This is a genomic window from Corynebacterium singulare (genome assembly GCF_000833575.1).
GTDB lineage: Bacteria > Actinomycetota > Actinomycetes > Mycobacteriales > Mycobacteriaceae > Corynebacterium > Corynebacterium singulare.
Map to the genome: position 1 here is coordinate 1,222,800 of NZ_CP010827.1, position 16,973 is coordinate 1,239,772.

17 protein-coding genes and 2 pseudogenes are annotated in these 16,973 nt (G+C 57.5%); 16 read left to right on the top strand and 3 right to left on the bottom strand.

Annotated features, from left to right (window positions below):
• Window positions 1–354 precede the first annotated feature (354 nt).
• From atpB to CSING_RS05710, 14 genes and pseudogenes are all read left to right on the top strand, one after another.
• The gene (gene atpB / locus CSING_RS05650; protein WP_042530470.1) at window positions 355–1,167 is read left to right on the top strand and encodes a F0F1 ATP synthase subunit A; all 813 of its coding nucleotides are present in this window, start codon (window positions 355–357) and stop codon (window positions 1,165–1,167) included.
• 104 nt (window positions 1,168–1,271) lie between these two features.
• On the top strand, window positions 1,272–1,514 hold the full coding sequence (locus CSING_RS05655) for an ATP synthase F0 subunit C (RefSeq protein WP_042530472.1): 243 nt from the start codon (window positions 1,272–1,274) through the stop codon (window positions 1,512–1,514).
• A gap of 44 nt (window positions 1,515–1,558) precedes the next feature.
• Entirely contained in the window at window positions 1,559–2,131 is a 573-nt protein-coding gene (locus CSING_RS05660; RefSeq protein ID WP_042530474.1) for a F0F1 ATP synthase subunit B, read from the top strand.
• Window positions 2,132–2,137: 6 nt separating this feature from the next.
• Window positions 2,138–2,953: a F0F1 ATP synthase subunit delta gene (locus CSING_RS05665; protein WP_042530476.1), complete on the top strand. Its 816-nt coding sequence runs from the start codon at window positions 2,138–2,140 to the stop codon at window positions 2,951–2,953.
• A gap of 60 nt (window positions 2,954–3,013) precedes the next feature.
• Window positions 3,014–4,654: a F0F1 ATP synthase subunit alpha gene (atpA, locus tag CSING_RS05670; protein WP_042530478.1), complete on the top strand. Its 1,641-nt coding sequence runs from the start codon at window positions 3,014–3,016 to the stop codon at window positions 4,652–4,654.
• A gap of 55 nt (window positions 4,655–4,709) precedes the next feature.
• On the top strand, window positions 4,710–5,693 hold the full coding sequence (locus CSING_RS05675; protein ID WP_042530480.1) for a F0F1 ATP synthase subunit gamma: 984 nt from the start codon (window positions 4,710–4,712) through the stop codon (window positions 5,691–5,693).
• A gap of 3 nt (window positions 5,694–5,696) precedes the next feature.
• Window positions 5,697–7,145 carry a F0F1 ATP synthase subunit beta gene (gene atpD / locus CSING_RS05680; protein WP_042530482.1) on the top strand — a complete coding sequence of 483 codons (1,449 nt, stop codon included), beginning with the start codon at window positions 5,697–5,699 and terminating at the stop codon, window positions 7,143–7,145.
• A gap of 10 nt (window positions 7,146–7,155) precedes the next feature.
• On the top strand, window positions 7,156–7,524 hold the full coding sequence (locus CSING_RS05685; protein ID WP_042530484.1) for a F0F1 ATP synthase subunit epsilon: 369 nt from the start codon (window positions 7,156–7,158) through the stop codon (window positions 7,522–7,524).
• Window positions 7,525–7,716: 192 nt separating this feature from the next.
• Window positions 7,717–8,193 carry a DUF2550 domain-containing protein gene (locus CSING_RS05690; protein ID WP_042530486.1) on the top strand — a complete coding sequence of 159 codons (477 nt, stop codon included), beginning with the start codon at window positions 7,717–7,719 and terminating at the stop codon, window positions 8,191–8,193.
• Window positions 8,194–8,217: 24 nt separating this feature from the next.
• Window positions 8,218–8,910 carry an endonuclease NucS gene (nucS, locus tag CSING_RS05695; RefSeq protein WP_042530488.1) on the top strand — a complete coding sequence of 231 codons (693 nt, stop codon included), beginning with the start codon at window positions 8,218–8,220 and terminating at the stop codon, window positions 8,908–8,910.
• Window positions 8,910–9,194, top strand: a complete 285-nt coding sequence (locus tag CSING_RS14055) for a hypothetical protein (RefSeq protein WP_084226173.1) — start codon at window positions 8,910–8,912, stop codon at window positions 9,192–9,194. Before nucS ends, CSING_RS14055 begins: the two co-directional genes overlap by 1 nt.
• Window positions 9,195–9,204: 10 nt before the next feature.
• Window positions 9,205–9,513: an MTH1187 family thiamine-binding protein gene (locus CSING_RS05700; RefSeq protein ID WP_042533203.1), complete on the top strand. Its 309-nt coding sequence runs from the start codon at window positions 9,205–9,207 to the stop codon at window positions 9,511–9,513.
• Complete coding sequence (locus CSING_RS05705; protein WP_042530490.1) at window positions 9,510–10,427, top strand: tetratricopeptide repeat protein; 918 nt, start codon at window positions 9,510–9,512, stop codon at window positions 10,425–10,427. Before CSING_RS05700 ends, CSING_RS05705 begins: the two co-directional genes overlap by 4 nt.
• A 261-nt stretch (window positions 10,428–10,688) precedes the next feature.
• Window positions 10,689–11,000: pseudogene (locus CSING_RS05710) on the top strand (cation:dicarboxylate symporter family transporter); the annotation flags it as partial.
• An 85-nt stretch (window positions 11,001–11,085) separates the two neighbouring features.
• Here CSING_RS05710 and CSING_RS05715 read toward each other — a convergent pair.
• The 3 genes from CSING_RS05715 to CSING_RS05720 all read right to left on the bottom strand — a co-directional run bounded on the left by CSING_RS05715 (window position 11,086) and on the right by CSING_RS05720 (window position 14,104).
• Window positions 11,086–11,796: an IS6 family transposase gene (locus CSING_RS05715; protein ID WP_042530493.1), complete on the bottom strand. Its 711-nt coding sequence runs from the start codon at window positions 11,794–11,796 to the stop codon at window positions 11,086–11,088.
• 95 nt (window positions 11,797–11,891) lie between these two features.
• Complete coding sequence (locus tag CSING_RS13300; RefSeq protein WP_084226174.1) at window positions 11,892–13,013, bottom strand: YbfB/YjiJ family MFS transporter; 1,122 nt, start codon at window positions 13,011–13,013, stop codon at window positions 11,892–11,894.
• Window positions 13,014–13,093: 80 nt separating this feature from the next.
• Window positions 13,094–14,104 (bottom strand): NAD(P)H-dependent flavin oxidoreductase, encoded by a 1,011-nt coding sequence (locus CSING_RS05720; protein WP_042530495.1) that lies wholly within the window; start codon window positions 14,102–14,104, stop codon window positions 13,094–13,096.
• A 290-nt stretch (window positions 14,105–14,394) separates the two neighbouring features.
• On the opposite strand from CSING_RS05720, the pseudogene CSING_RS05725 reads away from it, so the two are divergent.
• A pseudogene (locus CSING_RS05725) lies at window positions 14,395–15,168 on the top strand (cation:dicarboxylate symporter family transporter); the annotation flags it as partial.
• Window positions 15,169–15,350: 182 nt separating this feature from the next.
• A complete protein-coding gene (locus CSING_RS05730; protein WP_042530498.1) occupies window positions 15,351–16,949 on the top strand; it encodes a peptide ABC transporter substrate-binding protein in 1,599 nt (532 codons plus the stop codon).
• Window positions 16,950–16,973 lie beyond the last annotated feature (24 nt).

Here is a 16,973-nt window from a genome sequence, read left to right on the forward strand (position 1 = left end):
TACCCCCGTCAAGGTGGGCAAATCATGGCGTGTGACCAAGTCCACTCGCAGGGGTTTCGGCAGAATGTGGGCGTTTTAGGTCTATCCACGGGGGAGGGGTAGCCCATCGGCTACGGCACGGTGCCCCCACGTGCGAAAACTTGTCATCAAACTGATACCATTCACTTCGGGTTACCGCGGGTTGGCGTCATGCCGGCCCGATACAGTGCGGTTTATCCTTGTCTTGCTTACGCTGATGTGCGACGGAGTCCGTGAGCAAGGCAAAGAGCTGAAGACGTCCATCGCACCACATAGCCTTCGACAAGCTGTGTGGCCCGAACACGGGAGAGAACGCTGAGCGTTACAACATTGGCCATGAAGGGTGAATTTCACGCACCCGAACTGGATCCAGAATTTTTCCCGGGGCACGTAACCGATGACGGTGAAGTCGTCGACCTTTTGTTCGCTGACTTTGCCAACGGTTGGTTCGCTTTGGATCGCATCATGCTGGTTCGCCTGTTCATGGCGGCCATTTTGGTGCTCCTTTTTGTTGTCGCCTTCCGGAACCCCAAGTTGGTTCCTAAAGGATTGCAGAACGTGGGCGAGCACGCGATTGACTTCGTGCGAATTCACATCGCAGAAGACATTTTGGGCAAGAAGGAAGGACGCCGTTTCCTTCCGATTCTGGCCTCTATCTTCTTCGGCGTTTTGTTCTGGAACGTAGCAACTATTGTTCCGGCCCTGAACATCTCTCCGAACGCCCGTATTGGTATGCCGATCGTGTTGGCAGTCGTGGCGTACATCGCCATGATTTACGCCGGTGCGAAGCGTTTCGGTTTCGGCAAGTTCATCAAGTCGTCGGTGGTTATTCCTAACCTGCCGCCGCTGCTGCACGTTCTTGTTGTGCCGATTGAGGCATTCTCTACGTTCGTCATGCGTCCAGTCACGCTGGCACTTCGTCTTATGGCGAACTTCCTGGCTGGCCACCTCATTTTGGTCCTGTTGTACTCGGCAACGAACTTCTTCTTCTTCCAGTTCAACGCCTGGACTGCAGTGAGTGGCCTCACGCTGGTCGCAGCGGTTCTGTTCACGATTTACGAGATTATCGTCATCTTCCTGCAGGCATACATCTTTGCTCTGCTGACGGCGGTATACATCGAACTGTCGTTGCATGCAGACTCGCACTAACAACAACGCGAACCTCGCGGTTAACTAAATATCCCCAGAAACCAACATCACTGCGCCCGCGGAACACACTGCGGGAGAAACTTTGAAAGGGAACGACTTTCATCATGAACGAAATCATTCTTGCTCAGGACGCTGCTGAGTCCACCCTCAAGGGCCTCGGCGCCATCGGCTACGGCATCGCCACCATCGGCCCGGGCTTGGGCATCGGTATCCTCGTCGGCAAGACCGTCGAGGGCATGGCTCGCCAGCCAGAGATGGCTGGTCAGCTGCGTACCACCATGTTCCTGGGTATCGCCTTCGTTGAGGCCCTGGCCCTCATCGGCCTCGTTGCAGGCTTCCTGTTCTAAAGAGCGCTTTACACAAGTAAATCGAACTTTAAGAACGGAGCCCCATGAACAACGTCATTTACTACCTTGCAGCAGAAGGAAGTGAGCACCTGCCGCTAGAAAGCGGTAACTCCATCCTTTTGCCCAAGATGTACGACTTGGTCTGGTCCCTCATTCCGTTCGCCATCATCCTGCTGCTTTTCTGGAAGTTTGTCCTTCCGGCATACAGCAAGATGCTGCAGGAGCGTGAAGACCGGATCGAGGGTGGCCTGAAGCGTGCGGAGGCTCAGCAGGCCGAAGCTAAGGCCGCTTTGGAAAAGTACAATGCTCAGCTCGCTGATGCCCGAGCCGAGGCTGCAGAAATCCGCGAGCAGGCGCGCGAGCGCGGCAAGCTGATTGAGGCCGAGGCCAAGGAAGCTGCAGAGGAAGAGTCTCGTCGCATCCTGACCGCCGGTGAGAAGCAGCTTGAAGCTTCTCGCGCACAGGTCGTGTCTGAGCTGCGTTCCGACATCGGACAGAACTCCATCAACCTGGCAGAGAAGCTTCTCGGTGGCGAACTTTCCGACGCCACGAAGCAGTCCTCCACCATTGATAGCTTCCTGTCCGAGCTCGACACTGTGGCACCGGCCGGAAAGTAGGCAACGATGAAGGCAGCTAGCCGCGAAGCACTCGCTACCGTCGAGTCCAAGCTGGACGGATTTCTGTCCGGCGACAACTCGGTAGCTACTGCTACCCAGGCAGGCCAGGACCTCTTCGAGGTTGTCCGCGTCCTCGATGGCGACCGCGAACTGCGTGTTGCCCTGACCGATGATGCAGCAACTTCCGAGGACCGTAAGACCCTGGTCCAGAAGCTTTTCGGCGGCAAGATTTCCCCGGTAGCACAGCAGGTGCTCGAGGAAGCCGCCGCTGCACAGTGGTCCACGCCGCGTGATATTGCCCGTGGCCTCATCAAGCTTGGCCGTCGCGCACTCCTGCGTGGCGCTGAGTCTGAGGGCAAACTGGGCCAGGTTGAAGACGAGCTCTTCTCCCTGTCACGCGTGCTTGACCGCGAAGGCGAACTGACCCAGCTGCTTTCAGACCGTACTGCGACGTCCGACCGCAAGGTTGGACTGCTGGCAAGCGTGCTCTACGGCAAGGTCACCATGGTCACTGAAGCGCTCGCGCTGCAGGCCATTGGCCGCCCGGAGCAGAACCCGATTGATGATCTCGCCGGTCTGGCGGACACTGCAGCTGAGCTGCAGGGCCGCTCTATCGCGCGCGTCACCACTGCGGGTGAGCTGAACGATAGCCAGCGGGCAGCACTCGCTGAAAAGCTGGGCAAAATTTATGGTCGTGCGATGTCCATCCACTCTGAGGTTGACACCAGCCTCCTCGGTGGCATGACCATCCGCGTCGGCGACGAAGTTATTGATGGCTCGACGGCAGGCAAGATTGCTCGCCTTCGCGCCGCGATGGCATAAGCCGAAACGACAGAAACGATTAAGTAATTGCTGGAAGATACTACCGAGAGCAGGAAGAACATGGCGGAGCTGACGATCTCCTCCGACGAGATCCGTAGCGCGATTGCGAACTACACCTCGAGCTACTCCGCGGAGGCCTCCCGTGAGGAGGTCGGCGTGGTCATTTCGGCAGCTGACGGTATTGCGCAGGTTTCGGGCCTGCCGTCCGTCATGGCGAATGAGCTGCTCGAGTTCCCGGGCGGCGTTATTGGCGTCGCACAGAACCTTGACACCAACTCCATCGGTGTCGTGGTCTTGGGCAACTTCGAGTCGCTTAAAGAAGGCGACGAGGTCAAGAGGACCGGCGAAGTCCTCTCCATCCCTGTGGGCGAGGACTTCCTCGGCCGCGTAATTAACCCCTTGGGCCAGCCGATTGACGGCCTGGGCCCGATCACCGCTGAAGAGGACCGCGTCCTCGAGCTGCAGGCACCGTCCGTGCTGCAGCGTCAGCCGGTGGAAGAGCCGATGCAGACCGGCATCAAGGCAATTGACGCCATGACCCCGATTGGTCGTGGTCAGCGTCAGTTGATCATTGGTGACCGTAAGACGGGTAAGACCGCCGTTTGTATCGACACCATCCTGAACCAGAAGGCTAACTGGGAGTCTGGCGACAAGAACAAGCAGGTTCGCTGCATCTACGTCGCCATCGGCCAGAAGGGCTCCACCATTGCTGGTGTGCGCCGCACCCTTGAGGAGCATGGCGCCCTAGATTACACCACCATCGTGGCAGCCCCGGCATCCGACGCCGCTGGCTTCAAGTGGCTGGCACCGTTCTCCGGTGCCGCCCTGGGTCAGCACTGGATGTACCAGGGCAACCACGTTCTGATCATTTACGATGATCTGACCAAGCAGGCAGAAGCCTACCGTGCGATTTCCCTTCTGCTGCGCCGCCCGCCGGGCCGAGAGGCATACCCGGGTGACGTCTTCTACCTCCACTCCCGTCTGCTGGAGCGTGCTGCAAAGCTCTCCGATGACATGGGTGCAGGTTCGATGACCGCACTGCCAATCATTGAGACCAAGGCGAACGACGTCTCCGCCTTCATTCCGACCAACGTTATTTCCATTACCGACGGCCAGGTCTTCCTGGAGTCCGACCTGTTCAACCAGGGCGTCCGTCCGGCAATTAACGTCGGTGTGTCGGTTTCCCGTGTTGGTGGTGCCGCACAGACCAAGGGTATGAAGAAGGTTGCCGGTAACCTCCGTCTGGAGCTGGCCGCCTACCGTGACCTGCAGGCCTTCGCTGCCTTCGCGTCCGACCTTGACTCTGCCTCCAAGGCTCAGCTGGAGCGCGGTGAGCGCCTCGTTGAGCTGCTGAAGCAGTCCGAGTCCTCTCCGCAGCCTGTCGAGTACCAGATGGTGTCCATCTTCCTCGCAGACCAGGGCATCTTCGACGTCGTTCCCGTCGAGGACGTACGCCGCTTCGAGAAGGAGCTGCACGATCACCTCAACTCTGCAACCCCGCAGGTGTTCGAGCAGATCCAGGGTGGCACCGCTCTGACCGACGAGTCCAAGGATGCACTTGTTGCAGCAGCCAAGGACTTCACCCCGTCCTTCCGCACCACCGAGGGCCACAACCTCGGCTCCGAGGCGCCGGTTGACCCGCTCGCCGCTGAGGACGTCAAGAAGACCGAGCTCAACGTCTCCCGCAAGACGGCCAAATAGAGTCCGCACACTCTACGAATTAACCGTCTAGAAAAAGAAGGGAGGAGCGAAAACCATGGCTAATCTTCGTGAACTGCGTGACCGCATCAGGTCCGTCAATTCCACCAAGAAGATCACCAAGGCACAGGAGCTCATTGCTACCTCGCGCATTACCAAGGCTCAGGCCAGGGTCGAGGCGTCCCAGCCATATGCGCGCGAGCTGTCCAACGTGTTGAATAAGCTTGCCGCGCATACGTCCCTGGATCACCCCATGCTCCGTGAACGTGAAGATGGCAAGGTTGCCGCTATTCTCGTGGTCTCGTCTGACCGCGGTATGTGCGGCGGCTACAACAACAACATCTTCAAGAAGGCGGCCGAGCTCGAAGCCCTGCTCAAGAGCGAAGGTTTCGAGACCGTCCGTTACGTCACGGGTAACAAAGGTGTTGGCTTCTACAAGTTCCGTGAAGCTGAGGTCGCAGGCAGCTGGACCGGATTCTCGCAGGATCCGACCTGGGAGTCGACGCACAACGTGCGCCGCCACATCATCGACGGCTTCATCGCCGGTTCGAAGGGCCAGGCCAAGACCCGCGAGGGCATCAACCTCGAAGGTGAGACCGTTCGCGGTTTCGACCAGGTGCACGTTGTGTACACCGAGTTCGAGTCCATGCTGACCCAGACGGCGCGTGTGCAGCAGCTGCTGCCGGTGGTACCGGTTATTGAGGAAGAGGACTACAACATGGGTGAGTCCGCGCTTTCCGACGCCGAACCGAACAATCAGATCAACCCTGATTACGAGTTCGAGCCGGATGCGGACACCCTCATGGACGCACTGCTTCCGCAGTACGTGTCCCGCCTCCTGTTTGCGATGTTCTTGGAGTCCTCGGCCTCCGAGTCCGCCGCACGCCGTACCGCAATGAAGTCTGCAACTGACAACGCGACCGAGCTGGTCAAGGACCTCTCCCGCGTGGCCAACCAGGCACGTCAGGCGCAGATTACCCAAGAAATCACAGAGATCGTCGGTGGCGCTGGGGCGCTCGCCGAAAGCGCAGAAAGTGACTAGATTATGACTACAGCTCTGCAAGAGCAGAACACACAGTCGTCGGCTACCGCCGGCCGTGTGGTGCGTGTCATCGGTCCGGTCGTCGACGTGGAGTTTCCGCGTGGCGGGCTGCCGGCACTGTACAACGCACTGACCGTCGAGGTGACCCTCGAGGCTGTTGCAAAGACCGTCACCCTTGAGGTCGCTCAGCACCTCGGTGACAACCTCGTCCGTGCCGTGTCCATGGCTCCGACCGACGGCCTCGTCCGCGGTGCAGCCGTGACCGACACCGGCAAGCCGATTTCCGTCCCCGTGGGTGATGTGGTCAAGGGCCACGTCTTCAACGCCCTCGGTGACTGCCTCGACCAGCCGGGTCTGGGCCGCGATGGCGAGCAGTGGGGCATCCACCGCGAGCCTCCGGCATTCGACCAGCTGGAGGGCAAGACCGAGATCCTCGAGACCGGTATTAAGGTCATCGACCTTCTCACCCCGTACGTCAAGGGTGGCAAGATTGGCCTCTTCGGTGGTGCAGGTGTGGGTAAGACCGTTCTTATCCAGGAGATGATTACTCGTATTGCACGCGAGTTCTCCGGTACCTCTGTCTTCGCCGGCGTCGGCGAGCGCACCCGTGAGGGCACCGACCTCTTCCTCGAGATGGAAGAGATGGGCGTTCTCCAGGACACCGCCCTTGTGTTCGGCCAGATGGATGAGCCGCCGGGAGTTCGTATGCGCGTGGCTCTGTCCGGCCTGACCATGGCGGAGTACTTCCGCGATGTTCAGAACCAGGACGTGCTGCTGTTCATCGACAACATCTTCCGCTTCACCCAGGCAGGTTCTGAGGTTTCGACCCTTCTGGGCCGTATGCCTTCTGCTGTGGGTTACCAGCCGACTCTGGCTGATGAGATGGGTGTTCTGCAGGAGCGTATTACCTCCACCAAGGGTAAGTCCATTACCTCCCTGCAGGCCGTCTACGTGCCGGCCGATGACTACACCGACCCGGCTCCGGCCACCACCTTCGCCCACCTCGATGCCACCACCGAGCTGGACCGTTCCATTGCGTCGAAGGGTATTTACCCGGCAGTGAACCCGCTGACCTCTACCTCTCGTATTTTGGAGCCGGCCATCGTGGGCGAGCGCCACTACGAGGTGGCACAGCGTGTCATCGGTATTCTGCAGAAGAACAAGGAACTCCAGGACATCATCGCCATCCTTGGTATGGACGAGCTGTCCGAGGAGGACAAGGTCACCGTTCAGCGTGCACGTCGTATCGAGCGCTTCCTGGGCCAGAACTTCTTCGTCGCAGAGAAGTTCACCGGCCTGCCGGGCTCCTACGTGCCGCTGGCTGACACCATCGACGCCTTCGAGCGCATCTGCAACGGCGAATTCGACCACTACCCAGAGCAGGCCTTCAACGGCCTGGGTGGCTTGGACGACGTCGAAGCTGCGTACCAGAAGCTGAGCGAGAAGAAGTAGGGAGAGGCACATGGCTGACATCACCGCCGAATTGGTTTCCGTCGAACGCCTGCTGTGGACCGGCAAGGCCACCATGGTGACGGCTGAGACCACCGAGGGTGAGATCGGCGTGCTTCCTGGCCACGAGCCCATGGTCGGTCAGTTGATCGATAATGGTGTCGTGACCATCCACCCGGTGGACGGCGAGCGCCGCGTCGCTGCTGTCCAGGGTGGCTTCCTCTCCGTATCCGAGAACAAGATCACCGTCCTCGCAGACTGGGCCGTCTGGGCCAGTGAGGTCGATGAGGCCCAGGCTCAGGAAGACCTGAAGTCTGAGCGCGAGCTGACGAGGTCTCGTGGTGACGCCGCACTGCGCGCCGTTCGCCGCTTCAACAGCTAACGGATTAGCGGAGAGGGGAGAGAACGGGCAGCAATGACCGCCCTTCCCACTCTGACCTAAAGACAGCCCCCTGGTGCTCCTTATCGAAGGAGCATCAGGGGGCTTAGTCTTCTGCGAAGCAACTGGCATTGAGCTGTTGCTAAGCGGTACAATCGATGAAACAATTCGCATTTCCGTAAAGGACCGTTTGCCATGAATACTCAGGTGCTGCAATGGCTGCTTTTTCTGCTCGCCCTGATTGTTCTGGCTGTCATCGTTCTTGCAGCGGTGCGCTTTTTCACCCTCCGCTCTCGGGGAACTTCGGTGTTGTTGCGTCTGCTGCCGGCTAAAGACTCGCACTCGTGGCGCCATGGCCTGGTGCGCTATAACGGAGAGCACATGGAGTACTTCAAACTCCGTTCCGTTCTCCCCAGCGCTAACATGCGCTTTAATCGCCTCGACATCACCCTCAATGGCACTCGCCCGCTCGATGATGACGAGGCTTCTTTTATGCCCGCTGGTGAGCAGATTATGCGTATGAGTGTGCACGGCAAGGACTATGAGATTGCCGCCGATGCACAGGGAATCATGGCACTCAATGCGTGGGTGGAGGCAGCTCCCTCGAAGCGCAAAGAGAAGCTGGATTACCACCAGATGCGCCAGCGTGCCACCCGCTTTCCGAAGAAGTAGGCCGTACCCGTTAGGGTAGAGTGCATGCGTGTTGTCATCGCCCGTTGCTCTGTAGATTACGTCGGCCGCCTCGACGCCCACCTGCCCTTGGCGGACCGCCTCATCCTTATTAAGGCTGACGGCTCAGTCTCCGTTCACGCGGACGACCGTGCCTACAAGCCCCTCAACTGGATGACGCCTCCTTGCACGCTCGACGAGTCTGACATCACCGATATCGACGGTGAGGACACCGGAGAAAAACTGTGGCTCGTTGAGAACCCCAAAGGTGAGCAGCTGCGTATCACAATCGCCGAGGTCCACCAGGACATCGAGATGGAGCTCGGTGAGGATCCCGGCCTGGTGAAGGACGGCGTCGAGGCGCATCTGCAGGAGCTGCTCGCTGAACACATCGAAACCTTGGGGGAGAAGTACTCCCTTGTACGCCGCGAATACCCCACGGCGATTGGCCCGGTGGACATCATGGCGAAGAACGCTAAGAATGAGTTCGTCGCCGTGGAGGTTAAGCGTAGGGGAGGCATTGACGGCGTCGAGCAGCTCACGCGCTACCTTGAGTTGCTCAACCGTGATGATCTTCTAGCGCCGGTCCACGGAGTTTTTGCTGCCCAGGAAATCAAGCCGCAAGCCCGTACATTGGCGGAGGACCGTGGTATCCGCTGCGTCGTGCTTGACTATCAAGAGCTACGCGGCATCGAGTCCAACGAACTGCGGCTGTTCTAGTGCCACGCCGCAATCGTCGAATCCGCGAGGAACCACGCCTCCTACCCCGCGATGGCAGCTCCTTCCTCGGTTCGCAGACCGTCCCAGGCCCGAGCTGGGCCCATGGCGAACCCTATGTCATGCGGCATATCGGCAGCTCCGCCGCAACTAAGTTCTACGTATGTCCAGGCTGTAATCAGAATATTCCCCCCGGGGTAGCGCACATTGTGGCGTGGCCTCGCGATACCGGCGGGCAGGGCGATGACCGCCGACACTGGCACCGCCACTGCTGGGACCGGCGGTAGACTAGCGGGCATGATTGTTGCCTTTTCTGTAGCGCCGTCCGTCGTGGGCGATGAGAGCGCCGAGATGTCTGACGCCGTGGCGGAAGCCGTACGCGTCGTCCGCGCCTCTGGCTTGCCCAATGAGACCAACGCCATGTTCACCCTCATTGAGGGTGAGTGGGATGAAGTCTTCGCCGTGATTAAGGAGGCCACCGATGCCGTCCGTGCCGTCTCACCGCGCACCAGCCTGGTTATCAAGGCTGACATTCGCGAGGGCGTGACTGGGCAGATTACCCAGAAAGTAGAATCCGTAAACCGTTACCTAGAGGAGAATCAGTGACCGGACCATACGTAGGCGGCGCCCTCGACTTGGGCGCCATCAAGCAGCAGGCAGAAGCCAAGGCCAAGGCACAGCAACAGGGCAGCGAAGGAGCTCCTGCAGGCATTCAGCCTTTCTTCGATGTCACCGAAGAGAACTTTGAGCAAGACCTTGTGCGTCGCTCCGCTGAGGTTCCGGTCATCGCGCTTATCGGTTCGCCGCGTTCGCCTGCCTCGGAGCAGCTGAAGAAGGACTTTGAGGAGATGGCTGCCGCCGGTGGGTTGAAGTTTATCGTGGGCTACATCAACGCCGATGTTGTACCGCAGGTGGCCCAGGTTTTCGGCGTGCAGAACCTGCCGACCACCGTGGCTATCGCCGCTGGCCAGCCTGTTACGAATTTTGAGGGTAGCCAGCCGCGCGAGAATCTTGAGCAGTGGATAGCAGCGATTGTGGAGAAGCTTGGCCCCCAGCTGCGCGGCCTTTCTGAGGCTCAACCAGAGCAGCCGCAGGAAGAAGAAGCAGACCCGCGCCTTCTCGTTGCGGAGGATGCCCTCAACGCAGGCGATTTCGATGCTGCCATCGCCGCCTACGACGAGGTCCTTGCCGCCGAGCCCGATAACGCAGAGATTAAGCAGGCACGCGCCACGACCGTTGTGCTCAAGCGCCTCAAGGCATCCTCCAGTGAGGGTGATCCGATCGCCGCGGCAGAGGCCGCCCCGCAGGACGTCGACAAGCAACTTGCGGCTGCCGATGCCCTCATCGTCGCCGGCACCCCAGATCGTGCCTTCACTCAGCTTATCGACGCCATGAAGATCACCGCCGGTGATGACAAAGCACGCCTCAAAGATCGCCTTCTGGAGCTCTTCGCTCTGTATGATTCCGGCGACCCGCGTGTGCTTGCCGCGCGCACACAGCTCGCTAGCGCCCTGTATTAAGAGCTATTCATCCGCCGCTGGGGGTAATGACCACCTGGTGAAGTGTGCAAAAGAACGCGGATGAAAGTGGCCCTGGCCTGCGCCCCGGTAACCCCGGGGCTATTTTTCTGCTTACCCCCAAGGTGCGGGATTGTTCATGTCCCACAGCTTGGTTCTAATATCTTGATTGTCAACGTCGATCAGTGAGCCCTTTTACGCGAGATGAAAAAGTTGTCCTAGGCCACTGTGAGGTTCCCTCTCACCTCATTGAAGGGAGGACTCATGTCTCTTCTTCCCCCGAACGCCCCACAGGGGCCGAAAATTGCGGAAAACAAGACCCCGAAAAAGGACCGTACTCACTGGCTGTATATCGCCGTCATTATTGCCGTCGTGGCAGGCATCGTGTTTGGCATCATCGCACCAGATCAGGCGAAAAGCATGAAGGTCGTCGGCACCATGTTTGTCTCGCTAGTGAAGATGATCATCGCTCCGGTGATTTTCTGCACCATCGTCCTCGGCATTGGATCCGTGCGAGCAACAGCCTCCGTGGGTAAGGCAGGCGGCATCGCCTTGGCTTACTTCGTCACTATAGCCCCCGAAATGTGTTGTTGGAAAGTTGGGCGGAGAGCAGCGAAGACTCAGTTTCTCATTCCCTGACGGCCGCTGCGTATGGGCGTTGTTAGGCCGTCTCGAAGACCCGGCTGACGATCACCGCATCCGGGTTCGGTTGCCCGTAGGCAAACATTGCGCCTTGCCCTTTCCGCAATGAGTGCATCGCCTCCATCCCTTTCAACGTCCGATATGCAGATGTCCGGTTCTTAAACGCGCCTTTCGGCCCGAGGATCCGCTTCAGCCGACCATGGTCGCCTTCCAGGATGTTGTTGAGGTATTTCACCTGCCGGTGTTCCACTGTTGGCGGGCAGATTCCCTCTAACTTCAACTCGGCGATTGCCCGGGCTAGGGAGGGTGCTTTATCCGTGTTGACCACTCTGGGATACCCGGCTGACGCATTGGATTTGAGGGCCTTGGCTAGGAAACGCTTCGCTGCGGCCACGTTTCGCTTCGGAGAGAGGTAAAAGTCCAGGGTCTGGCCACCGGCGGTGATCGCCCGATAGAGGTAGCACCACCTGCCGCCGACCCGGATATAGGTCTCATCCACCCGCCAGGAACTGGCCTGCCAGTCAGGTACCTGTCGGTACCACCGTGTTTGCTTGTCCAGCTCAGGGGCGTATTTCTGGACCCAGCGGTAGATCGTGGTGTGATCGACCGGCACGCCGCGTTCGGTCATCATTTCCTCCAGATCGCGGTAGCTCACCCCGTAGCGGCAGTACCACCGCACTGCTCGCAGAATGATGTCACGGGGAAAATGACGACCGGAGAAGATACCCATGGCTGCGACTATTTCACGTCGCCCTTCCTACTGCCCCAACTTTGCAACAACACCCGTGATGATATCTGCGCTGCGCCTGGGAGGTTGAATATGAATTATAACCTTGAAACCTTAATTGTTACCATACCGATGATGATAGCAATGGTTGCAATGATAAATGATATGCGGATTGAGTTTGATAACAGCACTCCAATGGCCGCCGGGCCGACGACTTGTCCTAGGCTATACCAAGTCGTTAGACGTGCAGCTCCTCCGTTTATTCTATAAGCGACTCCCGTTGAAATAGTAAGCATCGTAATTCCCATGAAAGTAGCACCAAAAAGAATGGCAGCAACCATCAGTAAAACAGTCGAATTGCCAAAAGTGGCGGCAATTGCTCCAGCTACTTGGAGTGTATAGCAGCCAAGTAATGCACGACGTCGGCCAAAACGCTCTGCAAGTGCTGACCAGAAATAGGGAGAGGGGATTGCTGCGACGCCAGCTACGGCCCATGTGATGGCAGCTGCTGTTGAGCCGAAAACAGGGCCGGCCAGCACAACGAGATATGTGCCAATAATAATGTATCCGAAACCTTGAAAAAAGTATCCCGCATTCAGTAATCGAAAAGCTTGATGAAGTTCTGGGGTGGATCGTTCCGTAGAACTGGCCAGTACCTTGCGATCCTTAGTCTTCTCTTCAGAGCCAATGGGCCAAGTCCAGGCGATGATGCTAAATAACGCACTGATTAGGGTAGCGATACCCCACAAGTGTGTCCATGCCAAGGTTTGACCTAGTGACCACACCGTTAGTCCAGAAACGGTAATGCCTAAGCCAACACCACCATAAACAAAGCCAACTAGAGAGGGGGACTGTACATTCTGGGTAACAAACTGGGTGATGCATACAAAAATGAATGCAGACGCTATGCCGGCTAGAAACCGTAGTAAAACATGCATTCCTGGACTATCTGTCAACGCCATTGCAGCAAGCAGTAGGGTTGAAAATATTAAGGAACTGCGATAAAGAGTTCTCGTTTTAGATAGCCAGTTTTTAGAAAGAGTCAAAGACCCGAGCAGGTAGCCGAGATAATTTGATACTGCAATCCAGGACGAGATGGAACTTGACCAGTGTAAAGCTGCCATCATGAGGGGAAGCAGTGGCGTATAGAAGAACCTGCCGATCCCCATTGCCACTGCAAGTCCAAGGGTGCCTTGAATGCTTGAATACGTTGCTCTCATCTATCTGAATCCGGTTACTTATGAAGTTACTTATTGCTCGGGCCTGACCCCCGACGTGTCCACTTTCTGGGGGTCAGGCCCTATGGTAAGAGTTCGTCAATGATTTGTTTGGCAGTTGCTTCTCGGCAATAAGCGAATCCTTCGCCTGCCCACAGGTTAAGATATTCGGGATCCTTTGCGTTATTGGCCTCAGCTCTCATTCCCGCAGTTAAGTAGTGGATTTCGGGGTAGATGTAGGGCGCCTGTGGTGTGAATGTTTTGGTGAATGTATTGGAAATTGCTCGAGCCGGTTTCCCGGAGAAGGCATGGGTAATAACAGTGTTTCGGTGAGTTAGCTTCAGAAGTGCATGCCGGTGTGTGTCTTTTGTCCCTGCTTCCTGCGCAGTGAGGAAACGAGTCCCTACAATTACTGCGGTTGCGCCGGATCTGAGTAGGTCTAGTGTATCTTCTGCTGTACCTACGCCCCCGCCGGCAAATACAGGTTTTTCCGTCTTCGCTACTGCATGGTGCAGGAGAGTTTTTGCATCGTAGGAAGATCCCTCTATGTTATTGTCTAGGACTGTTGCCCGGTGACCGCCAGCAGCCTTTCCTTGAAGAGACAGAATATCGCAGTCGAGCTGGATGATGTGATCAATTTCTCGTGGAGTTGTGGCATTGAGAACTACTTTCTTGCCTGCTCGACGAATCGTTTTTAGCGTATTTGCGTCAGGGTATCCGAAAGTTAAGGAAATGAACTTAGCGTTGGACTTCAGCGCAATATCGAGCTTTCGATCGTAATGATCATCTGACCACTTAGGGCGTGAAGGAAAATCGGAGTAGCTTACGCACTTTTTAGTCAGTGCCTGATGATACTTAGAGTATTCGGCGTACTGGTCAGAATTTGGATGGGAAGGGTAAAACAGGTTAATCCCAAACGGCTGAGTAGTTAAAGACTCAACAGTGCTTACTTGTTCTTCAAGCTTCGATGGAGTGAGGTAGCCGCCGGCGAGAAAGCCTAACCCGCCCGCATTGGTTACTGCTGCGCATAGCTCAGGAGTTGACGGCCCTCCTGCCATAGGCGCAAGAACGATAGGTTTTTCGAACAGAGTCACTGGAGCTCCTTTCCAAGTGAATGTGGTGCGATGTGCATGGGATAAAAGCGAGCAGTGGTGGTGCTTTGGGCGCTTCTAGCGGTTTGCTATCTTGCTTGGATAGGGGGATTGGCTTTCGGATGTAAAGTTTTCACGTTGGCCTCACGGCGGAATGGTGTTAGTTCCCCGTGAGAGGGTTTCGGCATCCGCTGTAATCAAGGCGCTGTTGCTATCTTTACCATAGATTCATGTTCATAGCAGAGAGTGAGAAAAATGTTAGGACCACGGATTTAGTAACGCTGTGGTGAGCAATGGTTGGCGCAACGGGCTTTGCAGCCGTGAAGTCCCTTGCCGTACTGATGCTGGCCTTCTACATCACCTGCTTCCTCTTCGTCTTTGTGATTCTGGGACTGATTGCGCGTGTCTTTGGCGGAATTAGCATTTTCAAGCTGTGCAAGTATTTGGGCCGCGAGTTCCTTCTCATCGTTGCTACCTCGTCTTCGGAGTCTGCGCTGCCGAACTTGATGCGCAAGATGGAGCATGTGGGCGTCGAAAAGCCTACGGTGGGCATTGTTGTGCCGACCGGATACTCCTTTAACCTCGACGGCACAGCAATCTACTTGACCATGGCGTCTATCTTTATTTCCGATGCCATGAACAAGCCTATGAACCTGGGTGAACAGATTGGCTTGCTCGTTTTCATGATTATCGCGTCGAAGGGCGCTGCAGGAGTGTCCGGCGCCGGCTTGGCCACGTTGGCTGCTGGTTTGCAATCACATAGGCCCGAGCTTCTCGACGGCGTCGGAATCATCGTCGGTATTGACCGCTTTATGTCTGAAGCCCGTGCTTTGACCAATTTCGCAGGCAATGCACTGGCCACCATCCTGGTGGGGCGTTGGACCCACACCGTTGATATGGAACGCGTGCACAAGGTTCTCAACGGCGAGCTTCCGTACACGGAGCACGTAGATGACTCTGAAGTAGACCTCGCGCGTCCGGATGTGGTGAATCCTGCGACTGAGCGCCTGCAGCCGACCCAGCAGGTGGACCTTGATAACTACCAGAAGGGCGCTGACGCTTACTAGGGCTCCGGCCCGCAGTGTGTTATTTCACTCCCGGGGTTCGCCTCTGAGAAGAGACCTTGTCGCACCTAGTGGTGCGCGGGGTCTTTTCTCGTTTTGCTTGAATGTGACGTGGCGCATGCTAGATTCTAAAAAGTGTTCTAACCCACATTCTTGTCTTGTGGTGCTCTAGTAGAAGGAATCTCATGCACACATCTCGTACCCTCCGCTCGGCGGCCGCTGTCTGCGGCACGGCGGCTCTCGCCATGTCCCTCGTAGCTTGCGGAGGCAGCAACTCTGCGTCGGGCTCCGATGACGCGGCCATTATCCGCGTTCCGGGCACCGAACCCCAGCAGGGCCTCATCCCGGCCATGACCAACGAGAACGGCGGCGGCCGTGTCGTCGACATGCTCTATTCCGGCCTCGTGTATTACGACGCCGAGGGCGAGGTCCACAACGAGATGGCAGCGTCCATCGACAAGGATGGGGATAAGACCTACAAGGTCACCCTGAAACCGGACATCACCTTTTCCGATGGGACTCCCGTAACGGCCGCGACCTTCGTCGATACCTGGAACTACGCGGTGGCCAATGAGCAGCTCAACGAGAGCTTCTTCTCTTCCATCAAGGGCTACGGCGAGGGCGTGGAGGAGATGGAGGGCCTCAAGGTTATCGATGACCGCACTTTCACCATCGAGCTCACCCAGCCGGAGAGCGACTTCCCCAGCCGCCTGGGCTACAACGCCTACTTCCCACTGCCTCCCTCAGCCTTGGAGGACCCGCAGGCCTTCGGAGAACATCCAGTGTCTAATGGCCCGTACATCCTCAAGGAATGGAATCACAACCAGAACCTCATCATCGAGCCGAACCCAGAGTACAAGGGCGAGCGCACCCCGAAGAATGACGGCATTGAGTTCGTTTTCTACGCCGACAGTGGTGCGTCTTACATGGACCTGCTCTCCAACAACCTTGATGTGCTGGAGGCCATCCCGTCCTCGGCCTTCGGTAGCTACGAGCAGGACCTCGGCGAGCGTCAAGAAACCAAGCCGGCCGCCACCTACCTGGAAATGTCCATTCACGTGGACACCCCACATTTCACTGGGGAAGAAGGCACCCTGCGCCGCCGTGCGGTGTCGATGGCCATTAACCGCGAGGAAATTGCCAAGACCATCTTCCACGGCACCCGTACCCCGGCCCGTGAGTTCACCTCCCCAGTGTTGCCGGGCTACAGCGATAACCTGCCGGGCTCGGAGAACCTGGACTACAACCCGGAGGAGGCGAAGAAACTGTGGGCTGAGGCAGATAAGAAGTACGGGGCCTTCGAGGGTACGTTCCCCATCAATTACAACACCGACGGCGATAACAAGGACTGGGCCGACGCGGTAGCCAACAACATCAGCAACACGTTGGGCATCCAGGCGGTGGGCAACCCGTATCCGGACTTTAAGTCCTTCCGTGAGGCCTACCGTTCCGAGCGCATGGACGGTGCCTACCGCACGGCGTGGTTTGCGGATTACCCGTCCATGGGCAACTTCCTTGGCCCGAATTTCACCACGGGCGTGGCCTCCAATGACTCGAAGTACTCCAACCCGGAGTTCGACGAACTCATCGTTAAGGCCAACGGCGCCAACAGCCCCGAGGAGGCGTCCAAGCTCTACAACCAGGCACAGGAGCTGTTGCTGCGTGACCTTCCCTCCATTCCGCTGTTCTACCCGAACGTCGTCGGCGGCTGGTCGGAGAACGTTCAGGACGTGACGTTCAACTGGAAGTCCTTGCCGGTGTACTACGCGGTGAAGAAAAACTAGCGTGTAGGCGCACTGCAAAATTGA